Annotated in this window: 21 protein-coding genes; 8 read left to right on the top strand and 13 right to left on the bottom strand. The window is 65.2% G+C overall.

What is annotated here, in order from left to right:
- Window positions 1-13 precede the first annotated feature (13 nt).
- A complete protein-coding gene (locus tag Q4G24_RS04795; protein WP_303365368.1) occupies window positions 14-1,216 on the top strand; it encodes a pyridoxal phosphate-dependent aminotransferase in 1,203 nt (400 codons plus the stop codon).
- On the opposite strand, the gene Q4G24_RS04790 is transcribed toward Q4G24_RS04795, so the two are convergent.
- Window positions 1,213-1,407 (bottom strand): hypothetical protein, encoded by a 195-nt coding sequence (locus tag Q4G24_RS04790; protein ID WP_303365367.1) that lies wholly within the window; start codon window positions 1,405-1,407, stop codon window positions 1,213-1,215. The two genes, Q4G24_RS04795 and Q4G24_RS04790, sit on opposite strands and share 4 nt — an antisense overlap.
- A gap of 162 nt (window positions 1,408-1,569) precedes the next feature.
- Here Q4G24_RS04790 and Q4G24_RS04785 point away from each other — a divergent pair, with 162 nt between their 5' ends.
- Window positions 1,570-2,466, top strand: coding sequence for a LysR substrate-binding domain-containing protein (locus tag Q4G24_RS04785; RefSeq protein ID WP_303365366.1), 897 nt, complete (start codon window positions 1,570-1,572; stop codon window positions 2,464-2,466).
- Window positions 2,467-2,517: 51 nt separating this feature from the next.
- Here the strand turns inward: Q4G24_RS04785 and Q4G24_RS04780 are convergent, their stop codons facing one another.
- Together Q4G24_RS04780 and Q4G24_RS04775 are read right to left on the bottom strand one after the other, a co-directional pair.
- Window positions 2,518-3,300: a 3-hydroxybutyrate dehydrogenase gene (locus Q4G24_RS04780; RefSeq protein WP_303365365.1), complete on the bottom strand. Its 783-nt coding sequence runs from the start codon at window positions 3,298-3,300 to the stop codon at window positions 2,518-2,520.
- Window positions 3,301-3,364: 64 nt separating this feature from the next.
- Window positions 3,365-4,225, bottom strand: a complete 861-nt coding sequence (locus Q4G24_RS04775; protein WP_303365364.1) for a DMT family transporter — start codon at window positions 4,223-4,225, stop codon at window positions 3,365-3,367.
- 299 nt (window positions 4,226-4,524) lie between these two features.
- On the opposite strand from Q4G24_RS04775, the gene Q4G24_RS04770 reads away from it, so the two are divergent.
- The 6 genes from Q4G24_RS04770 (at window position 4,525) to Q4G24_RS04745 (ending at window position 9,815) form a co-directional block, all read left to right on the top strand.
- Window positions 4,525-6,303: an extracellular solute-binding protein gene (locus Q4G24_RS04770; RefSeq protein ID WP_303365363.1), complete on the top strand. Its 1,779-nt coding sequence runs from the start codon at window positions 4,525-4,527 to the stop codon at window positions 6,301-6,303.
- A gap of 36 nt (window positions 6,304-6,339) precedes the next feature.
- Window positions 6,340-6,495, top strand: coding sequence for a hypothetical protein (locus Q4G24_RS04765; RefSeq protein WP_303365362.1), 156 nt, complete (start codon window positions 6,340-6,342; stop codon window positions 6,493-6,495).
- Between the two features lie 17 nt (window positions 6,496-6,512).
- Entirely contained in the window at window positions 6,513-6,839 is a 327-nt protein-coding gene (locus Q4G24_RS04760) for a hypothetical protein (protein WP_303365361.1), read from the top strand.
- A 65-nt stretch (window positions 6,840-6,904) separates the two neighbouring features.
- Entirely contained in the window at window positions 6,905-7,831 is a 927-nt protein-coding gene (gene rbsK, locus Q4G24_RS04755) for a ribokinase (RefSeq protein ID WP_303365360.1), read from the top strand.
- On the top strand, window positions 7,828-8,757 hold the full coding sequence (gene deoC / locus Q4G24_RS04750) for a deoxyribose-phosphate aldolase (RefSeq protein WP_303365359.1): 930 nt from the start codon (window positions 7,828-7,830) through the stop codon (window positions 8,755-8,757). The genes rbsK and deoC overlap by 4 nt, the downstream gene beginning before the upstream one ends.
- An 11-nt stretch (window positions 8,758-8,768) precedes the next feature.
- A complete protein-coding gene (locus Q4G24_RS04745) occupies window positions 8,769-9,815 on the top strand; it encodes an aldehyde dehydrogenase family protein (protein WP_303365358.1) in 1,047 nt (348 codons plus the stop codon).
- Here Q4G24_RS04745 and Q4G24_RS04740 read toward each other — a convergent pair.
- The 10 genes from Q4G24_RS04740 to Q4G24_RS04695 are packed head-to-tail and all read right to left on the bottom strand — an operon-like array spanning window position 9,812 to window position 20,078.
- On the bottom strand, window positions 9,812-10,138 hold the full coding sequence (locus tag Q4G24_RS04740; RefSeq protein WP_303365357.1) for a YnfA family protein: 327 nt from the start codon (window positions 10,136-10,138) through the stop codon (window positions 9,812-9,814). The two genes, Q4G24_RS04745 and Q4G24_RS04740, sit on opposite strands and share 4 nt — an antisense overlap.
- Entirely contained in the window at window positions 10,135-11,238 is a 1,104-nt protein-coding gene (locus Q4G24_RS04735) for an N-acetylglucosamine-6-phosphate deacetylase (protein ID WP_303365356.1), read from the bottom strand. Before Q4G24_RS04735 ends, Q4G24_RS04740 begins: the two co-directional genes overlap by 4 nt.
- A gap of 2 nt (window positions 11,239-11,240) precedes the next feature.
- Window positions 11,241-12,503: a class II D-tagatose-bisphosphate aldolase, non-catalytic subunit gene (locus tag Q4G24_RS04730; RefSeq protein ID WP_303365355.1), complete on the bottom strand. Its 1,263-nt coding sequence runs from the start codon at window positions 12,501-12,503 to the stop codon at window positions 11,241-11,243.
- Complete coding sequence (locus Q4G24_RS04725) at window positions 12,500-13,408, bottom strand: ROK family protein (protein WP_303365354.1); 909 nt, start codon at window positions 13,406-13,408, stop codon at window positions 12,500-12,502. Before Q4G24_RS04725 ends, Q4G24_RS04730 begins: the two co-directional genes overlap by 4 nt.
- Window positions 13,408-14,472: an SIS domain-containing protein gene (locus Q4G24_RS04720; protein WP_303365353.1), complete on the bottom strand. Its 1,065-nt coding sequence runs from the start codon at window positions 14,470-14,472 to the stop codon at window positions 13,408-13,410. Before Q4G24_RS04720 ends, Q4G24_RS04725 begins: the two co-directional genes overlap by 1 nt.
- A 12-nt stretch (window positions 14,473-14,484) precedes the next feature.
- A complete protein-coding gene (locus Q4G24_RS04715; RefSeq protein ID WP_303365352.1) occupies window positions 14,485-15,336 on the bottom strand; it encodes a transcriptional regulator in 852 nt (283 codons plus the stop codon).
- Complete coding sequence (locus Q4G24_RS04710; RefSeq protein ID WP_303365351.1) at window positions 15,329-16,399, bottom strand: ABC transporter ATP-binding protein; 1,071 nt, start codon at window positions 16,397-16,399, stop codon at window positions 15,329-15,331. Before Q4G24_RS04710 ends, Q4G24_RS04715 begins: the two co-directional genes overlap by 8 nt.
- Window positions 16,386-18,356 carry a DUF5107 domain-containing protein gene (locus Q4G24_RS04705; protein WP_303365350.1) on the bottom strand — a complete coding sequence of 657 codons (1,971 nt, stop codon included), beginning with the start codon at window positions 18,354-18,356 and terminating at the stop codon, window positions 16,386-16,388. Before Q4G24_RS04705 ends, Q4G24_RS04710 begins: the two co-directional genes overlap by 14 nt.
- Window positions 18,353-19,192, bottom strand: a complete 840-nt coding sequence (locus Q4G24_RS04700) for a carbohydrate ABC transporter permease (protein ID WP_303365349.1) — start codon at window positions 19,190-19,192, stop codon at window positions 18,353-18,355. The genes Q4G24_RS04705 and Q4G24_RS04700 overlap by 4 nt, the downstream gene beginning before the upstream one ends.
- A gap of 1 nt (window position 19,193) precedes the next feature.
- Entirely contained in the window at window positions 19,194-20,078 is an 885-nt protein-coding gene (locus Q4G24_RS04695) for a carbohydrate ABC transporter permease (RefSeq protein WP_303365348.1), read from the bottom strand.
- Window positions 20,079-20,116 lie beyond the last annotated feature (38 nt).

Raw genomic sequence — 20,116 nt, 5'->3', positions numbered from 1 at the left:
GAACAGGCCCGCCATGTCTTTCCTTTCTGCCGCAATGTCGCGCATCAAACCCTCGCCCACCGTCGCCATCACCGGCCGCGCCCGAGAACTGGCCGCCGAAGGCCGTGACATCATCACCCTGTCGGCGGGCGAGCCTGATTTTGACACCCCCGCGCATATCCGGCAGGCGGCCAAGGACGCCATCGACGCAGGCCACACCCGCTATACCGCCGTAGACGGCATCCCCGAACTGAAAGCCGCCATCGCCGCCAAATTTGCCCGCGAGAACGGGCTGGATTACACGCCCGCGCAGGTCACGGTCGGCACCGGGGGCAAGCAAGTGCTGTTCAACGCCCTGCTGGCCACCGTCAATCCGGGGGATGAGGTCATTATCCCGGCGCCATATTGGGTCAGCTATCCCGACATCGTGCAACTTGCGGGCGGCACGCCGGTGATCGTCGAATGTCATCTGGAACAGGGCTTTCGCCTGACCGCCGCGCAGCTTGCCGCCGCGATCACGCCGCGCACGAAATGGGTGATCCTGAACTCGCCCTCGAACCCCTCGGGGGCGGGCTATGACCGGGCTGCCATGCAGGCGCTGACCGATGTGCTGATGGATCACCCGCATGTCTGGCTGCTGACCGATGATATGTATGAGCATATCGCCTTTGACGGGTTCGATTTCGTCACCCCGGTTCAGGTCGAGCCGCGCCTGAAAGACCGCACCCTGACCATGAACGGGGTCAGCAAAGCCTATGCCATGACCGGCTGGCGCATCGGCTATGGCGCTGGCCCGCAGGTGCTGATCGGGGCGATGGCCAAGCTGCAATCGCAATCGACCTCGAACCCGTGCAGCATCAGCCAATATGCGGCGCTGGCCGCGCTGACCGGGCCGCAGGATTACATACGCGACAGCCGCACCGCCTTTCAGCGCCGCCGCGATCTGGTCGTCGCGGGGCTGAACGCCTGCCCCGGCATCACCTGCCCCACGCCGCAGGGCGCGTTTTACGTCTATCCCTCGATCAAGGCGCTGATCGGCAAGACTTCGGCCGGGGGAACGCTGATAACCGACGACGAAGCCTTCTGCACCGCGCTGCTGGATGAAACCGGCGTGGCGGTGGTGTTCGGCGCGGCTTTCGGCCTGTCGCCGCATTTCCGCGTCAGCTATGCCGCCGCCGATGAGGTGCTGGCCGAGGCCATCGCCCGCATCCATGGCTTTTGCGAAGTGCTGCACTAGAACCTGCGGGCGTCGGGCCGGTCCCGGTGCAGGGGTGCGCCGCCGTCCAGCCCAAGATCGCGGCGCAGGGCCTCGGGGATTTCGTCATAGGCGATGCGCGGCGGGCGCTGGTGCCGCGCATCGATCCGGGCGGTCAGACGGACCAGCCACAAGGCCAGCGGATGCGTCAAGGGGCGGCTGATCTGTTCCATGGTGTCTTCTCCTTTTGCACCAGCCTGCCCCGGCCCACTGCGATCGGGGCCGCAAGATCGGGCGCGGCATCCGCATAAAGCTGATTGATCCGCCCGCTCAGATTGCTACGATCAGCGCCAATCCACCAACAAAACGCCACAGATCACACATAAACACAGCTTATGGACCTGCCGCCCCTGCCCGCCATCCGCGCCTTTGAAGCCGTGGCCCGTCACCTGTCCTTTACCCGTGCCGCCGAATCGCTAAGCATGACGCAGGCCGCCGTCAGCTATCAGATCAAAATGCTGGAGGATCGCCTTGGCACGCCCCTGTTCCTGCGCCAGCCGCGCGGTGTGGCCCTGACCGAGACCGGCGCCCGCCTCGCCACCCCCACCGCGCAGGCCTTCGAGACCCTGCGGCTTGCCTTTGCCGAGGCTGCCCGTCAGGCGGAGCGGCTGACGATTTCCACCACCGCCAGCTTTGCGGGCAACTGGCTGGCGCAACGGATCGGACGGTTTCAGGCCGATTACCCCAACCTGACGCTGCGCATCGACATGAACGACCGGCTGACCGACTTTGCCCGCGAAGACATCGACGTTGCGATTCGCAAAGGCAAGGGCGACTGGCCCGGCCTGTCCGCATGGCCGCTGCTGCCGTTTGAGGTCACGCCCATAGCTTCACCTGATTTCCTTGCTCGCCACGCAGCCCTGACCGACCCGGCGCAAATCGTGGCCCTGCACTGGATCAACCCCGGCGACCCATATTGGCCAGTCTGGCTGCAACAGGCGGGCGTGATCGCCCCGGATTGTCCGCCACGTCAGGCGGTCACAATGCCCTCGCAGTTGCAAGAGGCTCGCGCGGCCATGGCAGGCGAGGGCATCGCCCTGCTGACGCCCCGCTTTTTCCGGTTCGAGCTGGCAACCGGCGCACTGATCCAGCCCTTCCCGCTGGTCACGAAAGGCCCGGATACCTATTGGCTGACATGCCCCGAAAGCCGCCGCAACCGCCCGGCAATCAAAGCCTTCCGTCGCTTTCTGACGGCGGAAATCCAGGCCGAATCAGCCTCATCTTTTGTCTGAAAATATCCCCGCCGGAGGCTCCCCCGGCGGCAACAGGCCGAAAGGCTGCCGTTAAAGCGCGGTCCAGCCGCCATCGACGGAAATCGTCGTGCCGGTGATCTGATCCGCTGCCGGGCTGCACAGGAACACGGTGGTACCGCCAAGCTGCTCGACCGTGGCGAATTGCTTGGATGGCTGCCGCGCCAGCAAGACGTTGCGCACCACGTCGTCGCGGCTCATGTTATATTCCTTCATCGTATCGGGGATCTGCGCCTCGACCAGCGGGGTCAGCACATAGCCGGGGCAGACGGCGTTGCAGGTGATCGGATCTTCTGCGGTTTCCAGCGCCGTGACCTTGGTCAGCCCCACCACGCCATGCTTGGCCGCGACATAGGCCGATTTGAACGGCGAGGCCGTCAGCCCGTGGGCCGAGGCGATATTGACTACGCGCCCCCAGCCCGCCTTGCGCATCAGAGGCAGCGCGGCGGCGGTGGTGTGGAAGGCCGAAGAAAGGTTGATAGCGATGATCGCATCCCATTTCTCGGCCGGGAAATCGGGGATGGGCGCGACATGCTGAATCCCTGCGTTATTCACCAGAATATCGCAGCGCCCGGCCTGTTCGATCAGCGCCCGGCACTCGGCCCCTTTGGACATATCGGCCTTGATATAGCGGGCGGTCACGCCAAACTCGGCCCCCAGCTCAGTGGCCAGCGCGTGATCCTCGTCACGGTCGGTAAAGGAGTTCAGCACGACATCCGCCCCGGCACGCGCCAGTTCCCGCGCCACCCCAAGCCCGATGCCCGAGTTCGACCCCGTCACCACCGCCAGCTTACCCGCCAGAATCTTGTCAGCCATTGTCTGCGCCTCCTTCGCGTTGCTGGCCACAGCATAGCCCGCCCCGGCCCGGCGGCAACCGCAATCAGCGCCGCTTGCGGGGCTTCATTTCACTGACCAGAACCCCGGCGACGATCAACACCCCGCCCAACAGGGCCAGCGCAGGCAGGCGTTCGCCCGCCAGCCGCCCGAACAGCGCCGCCCAAACCGGCTCGCCCGCATAAATCACCGTGGCGCGCGCCGGTGAAACCGTCCGCTGCGCCCAGTTCATCACCAGTTGGATCAGCGCTGAGGCCAGCCCCAGCGACAAGACCAGCGCCCAAAGTTGCCAGCTTGACGGCGGCCAGCCCTCGCCCACAGCCCCCATCACCGCAAACGCCGCGGCGGAGGCCACGCCAAGCTGCACCACCGTCACCCGCCGCGAATCGACCTGCCCGGCAAAAGCCCCGATCAGCAGGATTTCCCCGGCAATCGCCACCGCACAACCCAGTGTCAGCCACTCGCCCCGACCCCAGCCGCCTTCGGCCCCGCCCGGCCCCGCGACCAGCAGCAGCCCGGCAAAGGCCAGCACGATTCCCGCCCATGCCGCCCAGCGCGGCGGGCGGCGCAGCACCAGCCATTGCAGCAAAGGCACAATCGGAACATACAGCGCGGTGATAAAGGCCGACCGGCTGGCCCCAACCTCGGCCACGCCTGCGGTCTGCAAGCCATAGCCCGCGCAGATTGACAGGCCGATAACGCCGCCCGCAACCAGTTCACGCCGCGTCAGCCCACGCAGCACACCCATGCTGCACAGCCCAAGCATCAGCGCCGCAACCCCGAATCGCAACCCGACGAATCCCATCGGCCCGCTGAAACTCATGGCGGTTTCGACCGCCAGAAAGGTCACACCCCAAATTGCCGTAATTGTGACCAAGGCCAGTTCTGGACGGGTAAAACGCATCATGCAGTTCCGGCTAAGCCCAAGAAAAAAAGCGCCCGCACAAGGCGGGCGCAAGTCATGAGGCAGGTTTCATACAGGCAAGAAACCTATCGAGCAGTGCAGTCTTTATACGCGTTTGCCCCCCGACCGGAAAGCCAAAAGTTTGCATGGGATCAAAGCCAAGGCTAAGGTCATGCAGATAAAGGCGATCCTCGACCAACGAAGGACCGGGCAGGACAATGCGAATCTTCAACTTTGCTAACGAATCTGCGATCAGACCGCGATTTGTTCAACTTCTGGCTGTGGCCGCAACTGTTGCAGCAATGCCGCTGGCAAGCCTTGCCGCGCCCGCGCATGGCATTGCAATGGTGGGCGAACCCGCCCTGCCCGACGGGTTCACGGCGCTGCCCTATGCCAACCCAGAGGCGCCGAAAGGCGGAACGATTCGCTTTGCCGAGCCGGGGGGATTCGATTCGCTCAACGCCTGGATCATCAAGGGCAACCCGGTATTTTCCGGCATCCTTGGCGGGCGCGTGGTCGAAACCCTGATGTATCGCAGCATTGACGAGCCGTTCACCCTTTACGGCCTGCTGGCCAGCGCCGTGGAAACTGACCCCGACCGCACATGGGTCGAGTTCACGCTGAACCCCGACGCACGTTTTTCCGACGGCAGCCCGGTCACGATGCAGGATGTGATGTGGTCCTATGAAACGCTGGGGACACAGGGCCACCCGCGCTATCGCAGCACATGGGCCAAGGTCGCCAGCATGGAACAGACCGGGCCGGACAAGATCCGCTTTACCTTTACCGAACCCGACCGGGAACAGGCGCTGCTGATGGGCCTGCGCCCGATTTTGCAAAAGGCGCAATGGGAAGGCGTGGATTTCACCCAATCCAGCCTGATGCCCCCCATCGGGTCGGGGCCTTATGTGATTGACAAGGTGGACCCCGGCCGCTCGCTCACGCTGCGGCGCAACCCGGATTACTGGGGCAACGACCTGCCGGTGAACCGGGGCATGAACAATTTTGACCAGATCCGTTACGATTACTTCGGTGACGCCAACGCCATGTCCGAGGCGTTCCGCGCCGGTGAAATCAACGTCTGGCGTGAACTCAGCGGCGTGAAATGGAAAACCGAATATGATTTCCCCGCCATGCGCGACGGGCGGGTGGTGAAATCCGAAATCGGCCATCAGCGGCCTTCGGGGATCATGGGGCTGGTGATGAACACCCGCAACCCGCTCTTTGCCGATTGGCGGATTCGTCAGGCGATGATCGAAGCGTTCAACTTCCGCTTTATCAACCACGCCCTGACCGGCGACAGCGACCCGCGCGTGACCAGCTATTTCTCGAACTCGGAGCTTGGGATGCAGCCCGGCCCCGCCACCGGAGCGGTGCGCGACTTGCTGGAACCTTTCGCCGCCGATCTGCTGCCCGGCGCGCTGGAGGGCTATACCCTGCCCGACGGCAGCGATCAGCCCATCGACCGCCACAGCCTGCGCGAAGCCCTGCGCCTGTTCGCAGAGGCCGGCTGGACCATTCGGGACGGGGTGCTGAAAAACCAGCGCGGTCAGGCGTTCAGCTTTGAAATCCTGCTCAACCAGTCGGGTTCGGCCATGCGCACGGCCTCGGAAACCCAGCAAATCGTGTCGATCTATGTCGAATCGCTGAAGAACCTTGGCATCAACGCCCGCATCACCACGCTGGATTCCGCACAATATATCGAGCGCACGAACAACTATCAGTTCGACATGACCTGGTATGAACGCGGGCTGTCGATCTCGCCCGGTGTGGAACAACGGCTGTATTGGGGCCGTCAGGGCGTGACCCAGCCCGGCAGCCGCAACTGGATGGGCATGGATAGCCCCGCCGCCGAAGCGATGATCGACCGGCTGGTGAATGCGACCGACCGCGCCGGCTTTGTCACCGCCGCGCAAGCGTTGGACCGGGTGCTGATGTCGGGGCGCTATGTGATCCCGGTGTCCTACCCCAAGGTCTCGCGGCTGGCCCATGCGCGGGAACTGAAGTTTCCCGAATACGTTCCGCTTTACGGCGATTGGCCGGGTTTCCTGCCCGAAAGCTGGTGGTGGGAGGCAAAATAACAACAAAGCAGAGCAGAGCAGACGAAGGACAGTAAAATGATGTATCGTAACAGCAAGACCCCCGGAAAGGCCCGCGTGATTCTGGCGCTGATTTTGGGCGTATCGGTTCTGGCAGGCTGCAATACCGTAGCAGGCTTTGGCCGCGACATCACCGGACTGGCCGAAATGGCGGGGGCTGGCAGCAGCTATTAACCGGAGGAGGGGACCGGATGAAATGGCATCATGTTCAGGCAAATTGGCCCGCCTTTTATGAGGCCATCACAGACCGCTGGGACGGTGTGGACGAGGAGCGGCTGGACGACATCGACGGCGATTCCAGACTGTTCATCGCCTATATCGCGGAACTGACCGAACAAGACCCGCGCGAGGCCCGCGACGAGGTGCTGGAATGGCTGGCCGGGGAAATCCCCTCGGATGTGGTCATGGATCCGGCACATGATGATCATTCCATCCGCAACTCGGCCAAATACATCCCCGAGGGCGAGGACGAATATGCCGATGACGCCCGTTTCGGTGACGACAACGACGGCGATTAGACGCTGGCCTTTCGCTTCGCGCCGGGGCAAAATCCGGCGCGAACAAGGGGCGTAACGGGGGCGTCATGTCGCAGCGGATTGCCGTTATCGGCTCGGTCAATATGGATATGGTCACGTTCCTGACCCGTTTTCCTGCGGCGGGCGAGACCATCGCCGCCCCGGATTTCGCGCTGGGTTTCGGTGGCAAAGGTGCCAATCAGGCCGTGGCCGCCGCCCGGCTTGGCGGCGATGTGCTGATGGTCGGCGCGGTGGGTGATGATATTTTCGGCACCGACATGGCCCGCAATCTGGCCGCGCAGGGCGTCGACACCCGCCATCTGCGTCGTCTGACCGGCACACCTTCGGGCGTGGCAACGGTGCTGGTGGAACCCTCGGGCGAGAACCGCATCATTATTGTGGCGGGTGCGAACGGTCAGGTGGCGCCTGCCGATATTGATGCTGCGGGCGATGATCTGCGCGGTTGCGGACTGATCCTGCTGCAACTGGAAGTCCCTTTGCCCGCCGTTTACCACGCCATCCGTTTTGCCGCTGCCCATGGCATCCCCTGCCTGCTGAACCCTGCCCCTGCGCATCCCGATCTGGACCCTTTGCGGCTGGCCGGGCTGACCTTTATCGCCCCGAACCAGACCGAGCTGGCCCTGCTGACCGGCCTGCCGGTCGAAAGTGACGATCAGATCGCAGCGGCAGCCGGGGCGCTGCTGGCGCAAGGCGTGGGGCAGGTCATCGTGACGCTTGGCGCAAAGGGCGCACGGCTGTTCGGGCCGGAAGGCACGGTTCGCATCCCCGCCCATCCCGCGCAGCCCGTCGACACCACCGGCGCGGGCGACGCCTTTATCGGCAGCTTCGCCCGGTTTTGGGTCGAAAGCCACGACACCACCGATGCGCTGACCCGCGCCGCCCGCTATGCGGCGGTCTCGGTCACGCGGCGCGGGGCGCAGTCCAGCTATGCCGACGCGGCCGAATTCGCTGCCCTGACCAGGGAAGGCGCATGAACCACGGCACCGATTTCATCCCCGGCTGGCTGCACCACCGGCTGAACGACCGCGCCATCGCGGCCCGCGCCCGCGCCATCGCCGCCGCCCGTCCGGTCACACCCGAGCATCAGGCAGAATGGTTAACCCACGCTATCCGCTGCATCGACCTGACCACGCTGGCCGGTGATGATACCGCTGGCCGGGTCCGCCGCCTCTGCGCCAAGGCCCGCCAGCCGCTACGACCGCAACTGTTACAAGCGCTTGGGCTGAAGGCGCTGCACACCGGCGCGGTCTGCGTCTATCCGGCCATGGTTCCCCATGCGGTTGCCGCGCTGGACGGGGCGCTGCCGGTAGCCTCGGTTGCAACGGGCTTTCCCGCCGGGCTGATGCCCTTGGACCTGCGGCTTGCGGAAATCCGTTACTGCGTCGAACAGGGCGCGGCAGAAATCGACATCGTTATCAGCCGCGAGGCCGCGTTGACCGGCGACTGGCCACGTCTTTACGATGAGACCCGCGCCATGCGCGACGCCTGCGGTCCGGCCCGGATGAAGGCGATTCTGGCTACGGGGGAACTGGGGGATGCGACAACCATCTATCGCGCCGCGATGGTGGCGATGCAGGGCGGGGCAGATTTCATCAAGACCTCGACCGGGAAGGAACCCGTGAACGCGACGCTGCCGGTGTCGCTGGTGATGCTGCGGGCTTTGCGCGATTATCAGGACCAGACCGGGCAGCAGGTGGGTTTCAAGCCTGCGGGCGGGTTGCGGACATGGCACGATGCGCTGATCTGGCTGTCGCTGATCGAGCAGGAACTCGGGGCGCGTCATATGCAGCCGGACCTGTTCCGCATCGGTGCCAGTTCGCTGTTGGGCGCTCTTGAGGCGCGGCTGGAAGAACTGACCTTTGGTGCCGCGCCAGACCCGCGCAGCATGGCGATGGGTTAAGGGGGCAGACGATGGATTACGGAACCGAACGGCTGGACAGCGCGCAGGCAAAGGCATGGCGGGCGCAAGATTGGCCCGCGCCAGCCGCCGTCTGGACAGGCACCCCCGCAGCCGACCTTGCCCGTGCGGCGGATGCGCTGAACCACCACGCCCGCGATCTGGCGGCATTGGCGGCGCTGAGCCTTGACCTGCCCGCCCGCGCGGTGCTGACCGAGGATCTGACGCTGGCCATCAGCGCCCTGCGCGATCCGGCACGGGCCGGATCTTTGGACCAGACGACAGCCACACCGCTGGTCCTTATCCCGGCGGGAGTTCTGCCCTCGGCCCTGATCGGCGCAGCCGTCCCGGCTTTAGCCGCAGGCCGGGCCGCGGTGCTGCGTGTCGCGCCCAAAGCGCTACCGCTGGCCCATGCGCTTCTTGCGGTGATGGCCCTGCCCGAAGGGGCGCTGGTCGTGCAGTCCGGGGATGCTGTTCCGGGGCCTGATCTGGCTTTTATCATCCACGCCGACGCCGATCTGGATGCGGTGGCGGATGCGCTTTGCGACCGTTATTGGCCGCTGAACCCGCGCCCTGTCCGGCTGATCGTGCAAGAGGGCGTGACGGATGCCTTTATCGCCCGGCTCAACGCCCGGCTGGCGCGGCTGCGGATGGGTGATCCGCTGGCGCTGGACAGCGACCTTGCGCCGCTGCCACCTGCCCCCGATCTGGCGGCACGGATAGCTGCGGCAGGCGGAATGCTGAGCGGGCGCATCTGCACCGGGCTTGGCCCCGCGACCCTGCCCGAAACAGATCAGCCGGTCGGGTTCATCCTGACATTCCGCCTGCCGCCCGAGGCCGTGGCGCTGGCCGAAAACCACCCCGGCCCGATGGCGGTCTCGCTGTGGTCGGAAAGCGTGGAACCGGCACTGAACACGGCGTTTTCTCTTAGGATTCAGTCCGTTGCTCTGAACGGTCTGCCGGGGACGGTGACTGAGGCAGGCTGCCTGCGGCTGCGGCAGAATGGCGTGCAGATCGACCTGCCCGCAGGTCAGCGCAGCACCGAAACCGCGGGCTACTAACCGCGCGGCACGAACAGGATCACCGCCGCGCCGATCAGGCACAGGCCCGCCCCGGCGATGTCCCAAAGATCAGCCCGCTGGCCCTCGGCCAGCCGCAACCACAGCAGCGAAGCCGCGATATAGACCCCGCCATAGGCCGCATAAGCGCGACCCGCGAACTCGGCCGGAGACAGCGCCAGCAGAAAGCCGAACGCCGCCAGAGCCGCCGCGCCGGGGATCAGCCACAGCGCCGAGGCCCCCGCCCGCCACCATGCCCAAACGGCAAAACAGCCGCCGATTTCCGCCAGCGCGGCAGCGGCATAGATCAGAAGGGCGCGACTCATTCCAGCCAACGCAGGGCGCTATCAAACAACGCCACACCGCCAGTCGCACCGGGGCGCAGGTGGCCAAAGCCGTCCAGCCCCATCAGCGTCGCCGGGGCATATGTCGCCGCCGCCAACGCCTGCGTGCCGTCATCGCCAAGGATGCGGGTGACGCGCGGCAGCGCCTCGGCCAGTGCCATATGCACCCCGGCCAGCGAGCCTTCGGCATTGACCAGCTTGCCGCCCTGCACATGGATTTCCTGACCATAAAGCGTGAAATGATCCGGCCCGCCCACCGTCGGCATCGCGTCCGAAACCAGTACCATCGGCCCTCGCGCCGCCCGCCATGCAAGGCGGATCATCACATCGCTGACGTGATGGCCGTCCGCGATCAGGCCCAAAGCTGCATCGCTGTCCAGCAGCGCCCCGGCCACGCCGGGATCACGCCCGGCAAGGCCGGTCATGCCGTTGAACAGATGCGTCCCCTTGGCCGCGCCTTCGGCCAGTGCGCGGCGCATCTCGTCCGGGGTGGCGGCGGAATGGCCGACGGAGACCACGGCCCCCATCCCGACCAGCGCCGCGATCTGACCCGGCGCGGTCGCCTCAGGCGCGAGGGTGATCAGCACCGGCACGCCCGCCTGACGCAGCCGCGCGACGCAATCCAGCGTGGGCTGATCCAGCGGGCGGATAAAGCGCGGATCATGGGTGCCGCGCTTGGCGATGCTGATATGCGGGCCTTCAATATGCAGCCCGGCAACCCCGCCCCGATCACCGGTCCACAGGTCCAGCATGGCGGCGGTGGTGCGCTCCAGCACCTCAGGCGCGTCGGTAATCAGCGTCGGCAGGATATGCGCCGTCCCCAGCCCCCGATGCGCGGCGGCAATCGCCCGTAACCCATCAACCGTGGGCGCGTTATTCAGCAGCACCCCACCGCCGCCATTCACCTGCAAGTCGATCAGCCCCGGCGCCGCAATCCCATCGAATCGGCGCAGCGCAGCGTCCGGGGGCAGCTCATCCGCCCATGCCCATTCCAGAGCGGTATCGCCCTGCATCCGCAGCGCCATGCCGGAATGAAACGCCTCGCCATCGAACAGGCGCGAGGGGGCCAGCCAGTGTTCCATCATTACAACCCTTTCTGACAGGCGAAATAAGGCAGTAATACAGCCTGAACCTCAGCCAGAACCAGTGCTTCGGCCCATGACACGCCACTGATCCCGGCCGCGCGGGCAATGGTCGCGGGGGCAAAGAACTGATCCAGCAGCGGCGCGGGCGGGCGCGGGCCGTCCAACGCGGCCAGCAGCCCGGCCACCGCCGCCTGCGCTTGCGGCAGGTTCCAGTAATAGCGGATACGGTCGGCATAGCCGAAATGCAGCAGATCGCGCAGGCCCTCGCCCTCGGGGTAATGCGCAGCCCACACGGCAGGATCGGCGCACATCAATTGCTCCATCACCTCGGGCAGACGGCATTTGCGGCCCTGCCACGCCGCCAAAGCATCCAGCGCATACAGCCCGCGCCGCATGGCAAAGGTCAGCGCCGGGCCGACCTTGAGAACGGCAAAGTGACGCCGGGCAAGGTCGGGATAAACCGCATCGGCCTGATAATCGGTGGAATGGGCCTCGAATGCCATGCCTTCGGGCAAGACCGGGGACAGCAGATCAGGCTGCCCCATGTCAAAGCGGATCACGTGGTCGGGCGTGAACTCCAACCCCGGCTGCACCACCAGCGCGACCATGCGCGGCCATGCGGCGGACAGGCCGCGTTCAACGAAAGCCTGATGATGCGCGGTAATGGTCGCCGCCGCCGCTGCCGGATCGGTCGGCGTTACGCTGTCGTGGTTATCGTCGGCCCGCGCCCCGCCGGGTGGCGGCACCTCGGTGCCGAAACAATAGGACAGCGCGGCAGGATCGGGCGCGACGGCCTCGCACACGGCGGCCAGATCGGCGGCACGGGCAGCAGACAGCGTATCCCCGACCTGAGCGGCCTCGCCCGCGCAGCCTTCGGAACAATCCAGATGGATCTTGGTAAAGCCCGCCGTCACGAACTCGCGCATCAGATCGCGGGCATGGGCCATTGCCTGCTCGGCGGGCTGCTTGCGCCAGACCTGCGGGCCAAGGTGATCGCCGCCGAAATACAGCCGGTCGCGCGACACGCCATGCTGATCGGCCAGATCACCGACCCAAGCGACGAAATCCGCCGGGCGCATCCCGGTATAGCCGCCGAACTGGTTGACCTGATTCGAGGTCGCCTCGACCAGCAGCGGCTGATCCAGCGCCTCGGCCAGCCGCAGCGAAGCCGCCAGCACCAGCGGATGCGCCGAACAAACCGAGGTCAGGGCCACGCCATCCCCGGCGCGGTTGCGGGCAATGGTATCGCGCAGCAGTTTCATGCCATGTCCTTTCCAATGTCGCGCACCAGAAGCGCCGCCCCACGGGCGCCGCTGGCATCACCGAAACGGGCGGTCACGATGCGCGGGGCGCGGGTGCCGCGCAGCACGCGGGCGTCGATCAGCGCCTGCGCCCGATCCGCCAGCCCCGGCACGGTCGAGACCCCGCCCCCCAACACGACGACATCAGGATCAAGGGTCAGGTTCAGGGTCAGCAGCATTTCCGTCAGCAACGCGAACCAGCGGTCGGTGACGCGGATCATCGCCACATCCCCCGCCGCCGCACGGGCAAAGACCAGCGCCGCCGGAACCGGCTGGCCGGTTTCCAGATCCGCCAGCCGGGCAATGCCCTCACCCGACAGATAGGTTTCGTAACAGCCCCGCGCACCACAGCCGCAGGCAATCACCGGCAGGCCAAGACGGGCCGGAATACCGAAATGGCCAACCTCTCCGGGCAGACCGCTTTTGCCGGTGACAAGCCGGCCCTGATGGACCACGCCACCGCCAACGCCGGTGCCGATACCAAGGCCAAAGACGGTGGCAAAGCCCGCACCCGCGCCGCCGATGGCTTCGGACAGGGCGAACAGCTTGCAGTCGTTCTCGAACCGGATCACGCCGCCCGCCCGCGCGGCTATCTCGGCCGTGATCGGGCGGCCGGTGGCGGGCAGGTTCGCGGTGGTCGCATCGCCGGTCGCCTTGTCGATTATCCCCGGCAGACCGATACCAACGGCCAGATCCGCACCGCCCTGTTCGCGCAGCCAGCCGACCATATCGACCGCCGCCTGAACGATGGCCGCATAATCACCCTTTGGCACGGCGATGCGGTGGCGCGTGACCTCGGCCATATCCGCATCATAGAGCCGCGCCTCGATCTTGGTGCCACCGATATCGATGCCGCCTGTCGTCATTATTCCTGCCCCTCGTAAGGATACAGCGTCACGCCCGCGACCACCCGCGTCAGGTTCCGCCCCGCGAAAGGATCGTCCGCATTCAGCCCAAGCGCAACCGACCAGCGCAGCGCCATGATCTGCGCCGGGATCACATGCAGCACCGTATTCCAGCCGTCATCCCCCGGATGCGGGCCAAAGCTCATGGCGGTATCGGCGCGGAACTGGCGGCCAAGCTCGGCCAGCAGGTCGGTTTCATAGCGCCCGGTATAAGCGTTGTCAGACCGCAGCAGATAAACCCGCGTGCCGTCATTCACCACCGCCTTTGGCCCGTGGCGGAACCCCAGGGGCGTATCGTAAAGCGTCGGCACCAGCCCGGCGGTCAGCTCCAGCACTTTCAGCGCCGATTCCCGCGCAACCCCGGCCAAAGGCCCCGCACCAAGAAACACCGCCCGTTCCGGCAGCGGCAGATCAGCGGCGAAAGCCTCTGCGATCACCGTTTCGGCCTGATCCGCCAGCGCCTTCAACCGCGCCGCCACACAATCCGTCGGCGGGGCGAACACCGCCAGCGCCGACAGCAGCATGGTGGTATAGCTGGAGGTCATGGCAAAGCCGCGATCTTCGGTTTCCGGCGGCAGGATCAGGGTTTCCAGCCGCCCGGCGGCACCCGCAGGCATGGCGCGGGTCGCCAGCGCGGACCCCGCGTTGCAGGTGATATGCAGCCGGTCATAGCCCGGCGCATGCGCATCCAGCAGGTCCAGCACGCCAAGGCTTTCCGAGCTGTTCCCCGACCGCCCGAAAGACACCACCAGCACCCGCAGCCCATCGCGCAGATAATTCTGCGGACAGGCCACAAGGTCGGTCGAGGCCACCGCCCGGAACCGTGCCCGCCCCTCGCGGTTCAGCACGGCCACCAGCGTTTCACCGATAAAGGCCGAAGTCCCCGCGCCGCTGAACCAGATTTCGTCGTGATCCGCAGCCCAGTCGCGCAGCGCATCGGCGCGGGCCTGCAAGGCCGGGGCAAAGCTGCGCCAGACCTGCGGTTGCTGGCGGATTTCGGTTTCGGTGTGATAGGTCGTTGCCATCAGCCTGTCCTTTCAGGATACAGCCACACGGACAACGGCAATGCCGCGCCCGGTCAATTCGTTGAAAATCTCGGGTGGGATACCGTCATCGGTAATCACCAGATCGACCTGATCCAGCCCACAACAGCGATGCAGCCGGGGGGCGCGGAACTTGGTGCTGTCGGCCAGCACGATCACGCGGGCGCTGACCCCGACCATCTGGCCGTTCTGCCGCGCCTCGGCCTCGTTATAGGTGGACAGGCCGAAATCCGGGTCGATGGCGTCAGCGCCAAGGAACACGATGTCGAACCGCAGCCCGGCCAGCGTGCGCTCGACCAGTTCCCCCATCAGCGACCATGATTCCGGGCGCAGCACCCCGCCGGGCAGCATCAGCCGGTGTTGTGCCGCACCATGCAGCACCTCGGCCACGTTCAGCCCGGTGGTCATAATGTTCAGGGCCGAGGCCCGGCGCAGATGATGGGCAAAGACCTCGATCGTCGAACCACCATCCAGCAGGATCGAGCCAGCCGCGCCAAGGTGGTGCAACGCCGCCGCCGCGATGGCCTCTTTTGCGGCCCGGTTCATCACCGCCTTATCCATGACATTGGGTTCCACCCGGTCGGGATCGCTGCCGCCCTGTGCCACCGCCAAAGCCAGCGCGATACGGAAATCCGCCACCCCCTTGAACCCATAGCTGCGGCAAAAGCGCAGCACGCTTGGTTCGCTGACACCCGCACGTTCCGCAATCTGCGCGATAGGTTCCTGCACAAAGGCGGCAGGTGCGGCCAGCAGGGAATCGGCCACGCGCCGATTGGCGCGCGTCATGGCAGGCAGGTCGGCCCGCACCTGGTCCAGCAGGCCGGGATTGGCGTTCAGATCAACCATCATAGCCCCCTTCGGCCAGCAGATTACGCCCATCCGCATCGAAACCCGCCAGCCGGGCGCGGTCGAAATGCAGATGCACCAGATCGCCGGGCCGCACCGGATGCTGCTTGCCCAGTCGCGCCACAAAGGGCTGCCCATCGGCCAGCTTGCCATGGGCGATGGTCTCATCACCAAGCTGTTCGACCACCTCGACCGCCAGCGCCAGATCGGCCGGATCGGGCGAGATGCGCACGTCCTCGGACCGGATGCCAAGCTCGACCGCATGGCTGGCATGGGGCGGCAACGCCAGCCGCGCACCGCCGGGCAGGATTGCCCCCCCGCCTTCTGTCCCGATGCGGACAAAGTTCATCCCCGGCTGCCCCAGAAACCCCGCAACGAAGCGGTTGGCCGGATGGTTGAACAGCTCCAGCGGGGTGCCGACCTGTTCCACATTGCCCGCCCGCATGACCACGATGCGGTCGGCCAGCGTCATCGCCTCGACCTGATCGTGGGTGACATAGATCATCGTATTGCCCAACTGCCCATGCAGCCGCGACAGCTCCACCCGCATTTCCCCCCGCAGCGCGGCATCCAGATTGGACAGCGGCTCATCGAACAGGAAAATCGGCGGGTTGCGCACCAGCGTCCGGCCAATCGCCACGCGCTGACGCTGACCACCCGACAGGGCGCGGGGCTTTCGGTCCAGCAGGTGATCCAGTTGCAACAGACGCGCCACCTCCAGCACGCGCGGGGCGATCTCGCGCCGCGGCACCCCGGCGATCTTCATGCCAAAGCCCATATTCTGCGCCACGGTCATATGCGGGTAAAGCGCATAAGACTGGAACACCATGCCGATCCCCCGCGCCACCGGCGGCGCCTTGGTCACGTCCTGCCCGTCGATCAGAAGCTGGCCCGAGGTGATCTCCTCCAGCCCCGCGATACAGCGCAGCAGCGTCGATTTCCCACAGCCCGAGGGGCCAACCAGAACCACGAATTCGCCGTGCTGAATATCCAGATCGACCGCGCGGATCACCGGATGCTGACCAAAGGATTTACCCAGCAATTTCAGTTCAACTCGCGCCATTTTGCACCTCGTTTTCAGTCGCCTGCATTCTGAAATCCAGATGCGGCGGTAAAGGATCATCAGCCAGCGCCACCGCCATCTCCGCCAGATCAGGCGTACGCCCCAGCCGGTCGGTCAGCTTCAGCCGGACCAGCGCCTGCCAAAGCGCATCGGTCAGGGTTTCGCCTTCGCGGATGGTGGCAAAGTCACGGGCCAGCAGCACCGCAAGCTGCGCCGTGTCCCCTGCATCTGCCGCCTGCCGGGCCAGCAACAGGGTGATGCGCTCATGCCGACGGGTGGCTTCTGGCAGGCGGTCAAGGAACCCCGCCAGATCATCGGGGAAATGCTGGCGCAGGAAATCCGCAATCTCGACCGCCAGCGCATCCGGCGCGCCCGGTTGCCACGCAGCAAGGTAATGATCCCGCGCTTCCCGTCCGGTCGAGGTTAGCGCAACCTGCCGCCGCGCCAGCCAGCTTTCACGCACGGTCAACGACTTCAATGCCAGCGCCTGCGCGACCTCTGCATCGCCCTGATCCAGCGCCGCGATGGACAGGAACAACGCCGCTCGCCAGTCGTCGGGCAGGCGGCTCAGCCGCGCCAGCCACGGTGCCGACAGGGCAAAACCGGCGGGCAAATCCTGATCCTGCGGGCGGCACCCGTCGGCCAGATCGTCCCAAAAATCACGCGGATGGCTGGTGGTCAGGTCCAGATGCGCCGTCAACGGGGTGCCGGTCAGCACCTCATGCCGATGGCCCCAAGGGTTGCCCTGCCGCAGTCGCGTGCTGGCAGGCTGACACGCGATCCCAGCCATGAACCTGTCCAGCGCGGCGAAATCAGCGGCAGGCATGGCGGCCGTTGCTGCGGCCTCTGCCGCCGCCGTGGCGCGATGATAGTCGGGATCATGCGCCGCCGCATCCACCGACAGCGGCATCAGAGCCGCCGTCCAGTCCAGCGCCTGCCCGGCCTCCAGTTGCAGCCGCTGGTTCTGATGCGGGGTGATCCCGGCCTGAATCTCGACATAATCGCCCTGCCCCGGCCGCGACAGAAAATCCATCCAATGCTGGCCGCCCGGCCCGGTGCCAAAGTAGAAAAACTTGCGCCCCGGCAGGCTGGCGCTGGCCAGATGCGCCACGCCCTGCCCGTCCCGATCCAACAGGCAGATCAGCCCGCCCGGCTGGCCCGAGCGGAAAAACACCGAAGTCGCCCCCTCCCAGTTGCCCGGATACGAGCCATCTGGCTGGCGCGGAAACGCGCGGCGCTCCAGATGGTTGTCAGGCAGGACGTGTTCGATACTGTAATCCGCAGGCGACAGCACCCGCCCGCCGGGTGGCGTCGCCACGGCGATATTTGTCCACCAATAGACCTGCGCGGGCGCGTCATTGGGGTTCACGATCCGCCCATGCAGCACCAGCGGCGCATCGCCGGGCGGCAGGAACAGATCGACCTGCCACAGACATTCGGTGGTGCGGTCGAACTCATACAAACGCAGCACCGGGCCGCGCGATGTGTCCACCCGCGCCGCAAACACCGGGCTGCATGTGGTTGGACTGTGGCCCGGCGTCAGCCCGTTCCATTCCACCCCGCCCGAGAACCACGCATTCAGCGCCGCAAGATTCGCGGGCTGAAACACCGGGTTGGCGAACAGCAGGTCGCGCCCCGCCACCTTGTCCAACAGGCTTAACAGCCGTCCGCCAAGCCCCGGCGCAACCTGCGCGCGGAAGCGGTCATTTTCCAGCACCAGCACATCCAGCACGCCGGGTTGCTGGTCGCGGTCGTAACTGTCCTGCACCTGATAGGGCAGGATGCTGTCCTCGCCCCAGTTGAACGGGTGCGTGACCTCATCCCCCACCAACCCCTGCGCGGGCAGTGTGTCGGTCGAAGGGATCGGCTGTTGCCAGCGATAGCGCGGCATCGGGCAGGCCGGACCAAGCGCCGCCATCGGCAGGGTCAGGCGGGTTTCGGTCAGGGTGGCGGTCATTTCACGCCCCCCATGGTAATGCCCGAAATCATCTTTTCCGACAGCGCGATGAACAGCAGCACCGTTGGCAACATGACGATGGTCACGCCCGCAAACAGCCCGACCCAATCACCGCCGGAATATTGCATCGAGGTAATCATCGAATAGATCCCCAGCGATAGTGTGCGGTTTTCCGGGCTGTTCAGCAGCACCAGCGACCATTGGTATTCATTCCACAGCCCGACAAAGTTCAGGATTGCCACCGTCGCAATCCCCGGCATCGCCAGGGGCAGCATGACATGACGGAACACCTGAAAATCGGAACAGCCGTCAATCACCGCCGCGCTTTCCAGTTCCGAGGGCAGAGAGGTGAAAAAACCCTCCAGCACATAGATCGAAAACGGGATCGACAGCGCGATATAGGCCAGCGTCAGCCCGGTCAGGCTGTCGCCAAGGCGCAACTGGTTCATAATCACGAAAATTGGCACGAACAGCAGCGGATAGGGGATCCCCATACCAAAGGCGAAAAAGCTGGACAGCGCCGAACGCCCCGTAAACCGCGCCCGCGCAAGAATATAGGCCGCAGGCACCGAGACCAGCAGGATACCCAGCACCGACACCGACACCACCAGCGCCGAGTTCAGGAAATAATCCCCAAACCGATGCGCCACCCATGTCTTGACATAATTCCCCCAATTCGGGTCCAACGGCAGCGACCAGGGTTCGCGGAACAACTGCCGGTTGGTTTTCAGCGAGGCCGAGATGATCCAGACCACGAAAAACACCGAGGTAAAGGACCATCCGGCAACGATCAGATAGGTCACGGCGCGACCAAGGCGCGGGGTCAGGTTGCGCATCTTAATACTCCAGCCGCTCGCGTTTCATCAGCAGGCGCAGGCCCACGACGGTCAGCATGGTAAAAACGAAAAGCGCCACCCCGATGGCCGAGGCATAGCCCAGCGCATAGACCGGCTCGCGCTGACCGAACCCCATGATGTAAAGGTAAATTGCCGGGGTATAGAGGTTCTGGTCGATATTCGGCCCGCCGAACGCATAGGGAAACTCGGTCAGCTTGATCGCCTGAATCGCCCACAGCACGACAGAGATCGTCACGATGTCCCAGATCATCGGCAAAGTGACATAGCGGAAAATCTGAAAATTGGATGCGCCCTCCAGCCGGGCGGCCTCGAACATATCTTGCGGGATTTTATCGGCCCCGGCCAGCACAAGGATGGTAAAGAAGCCCGCCATCACCCAGACAAGGCCCACCAGCATCGCGCCCAGCACATTTTCCGGTGCCGTCCATGCAGTCCCGGCCAGCCCGTCAAGGCCCAGAGATTTCAACAGATTGGTCAGCAGCCCATAGCGGGGCGTAAAGACGAATGACCAGAATGTCGTGATCGCCACCACGGCAATCATATTCGGCAGAAAGATCAGCGCCCGGAATAGTTTCTTGCCCCAGATGCCCGCGTTCAGCAGCATGGTGAACAAAAACGCCAGCCCAAAAATTGCCGCCCCCCCGACCAGCAGGATGAACAGCATATTGGCAACCGCGCGCCAGAACACCGGGTCGCCCCACAGCCGGGCGTAATTGCCCCACCCCACCCAGCGCGGCGTGTCGCCAAAGCCCGAGGTGGCGTAAAAGCTAAGCTGGAACGCCTGTATCGCGGGCAGGATCATCAGCCCCAGATACAGCACCAGCGCGGGCGCAAGGAATAGCAGAACCATGCGGCGGCGGATCATCCCGGCCTCCGTTCATTTAGGCGAAAGCTGGCCGGACA

Source organism: Paracoccus sp. (in: a-proteobacteria) (genome assembly GCF_030538695.1).
Classification (GTDB): domain Bacteria; phylum Pseudomonadota; class Alphaproteobacteria; order Rhodobacterales; family Rhodobacteraceae; genus Paracoccus.
The sequence above is the reverse complement of the archived record's forward strand: the minus strand, read 5'-3'. Positions and strand labels throughout refer to the sequence as shown.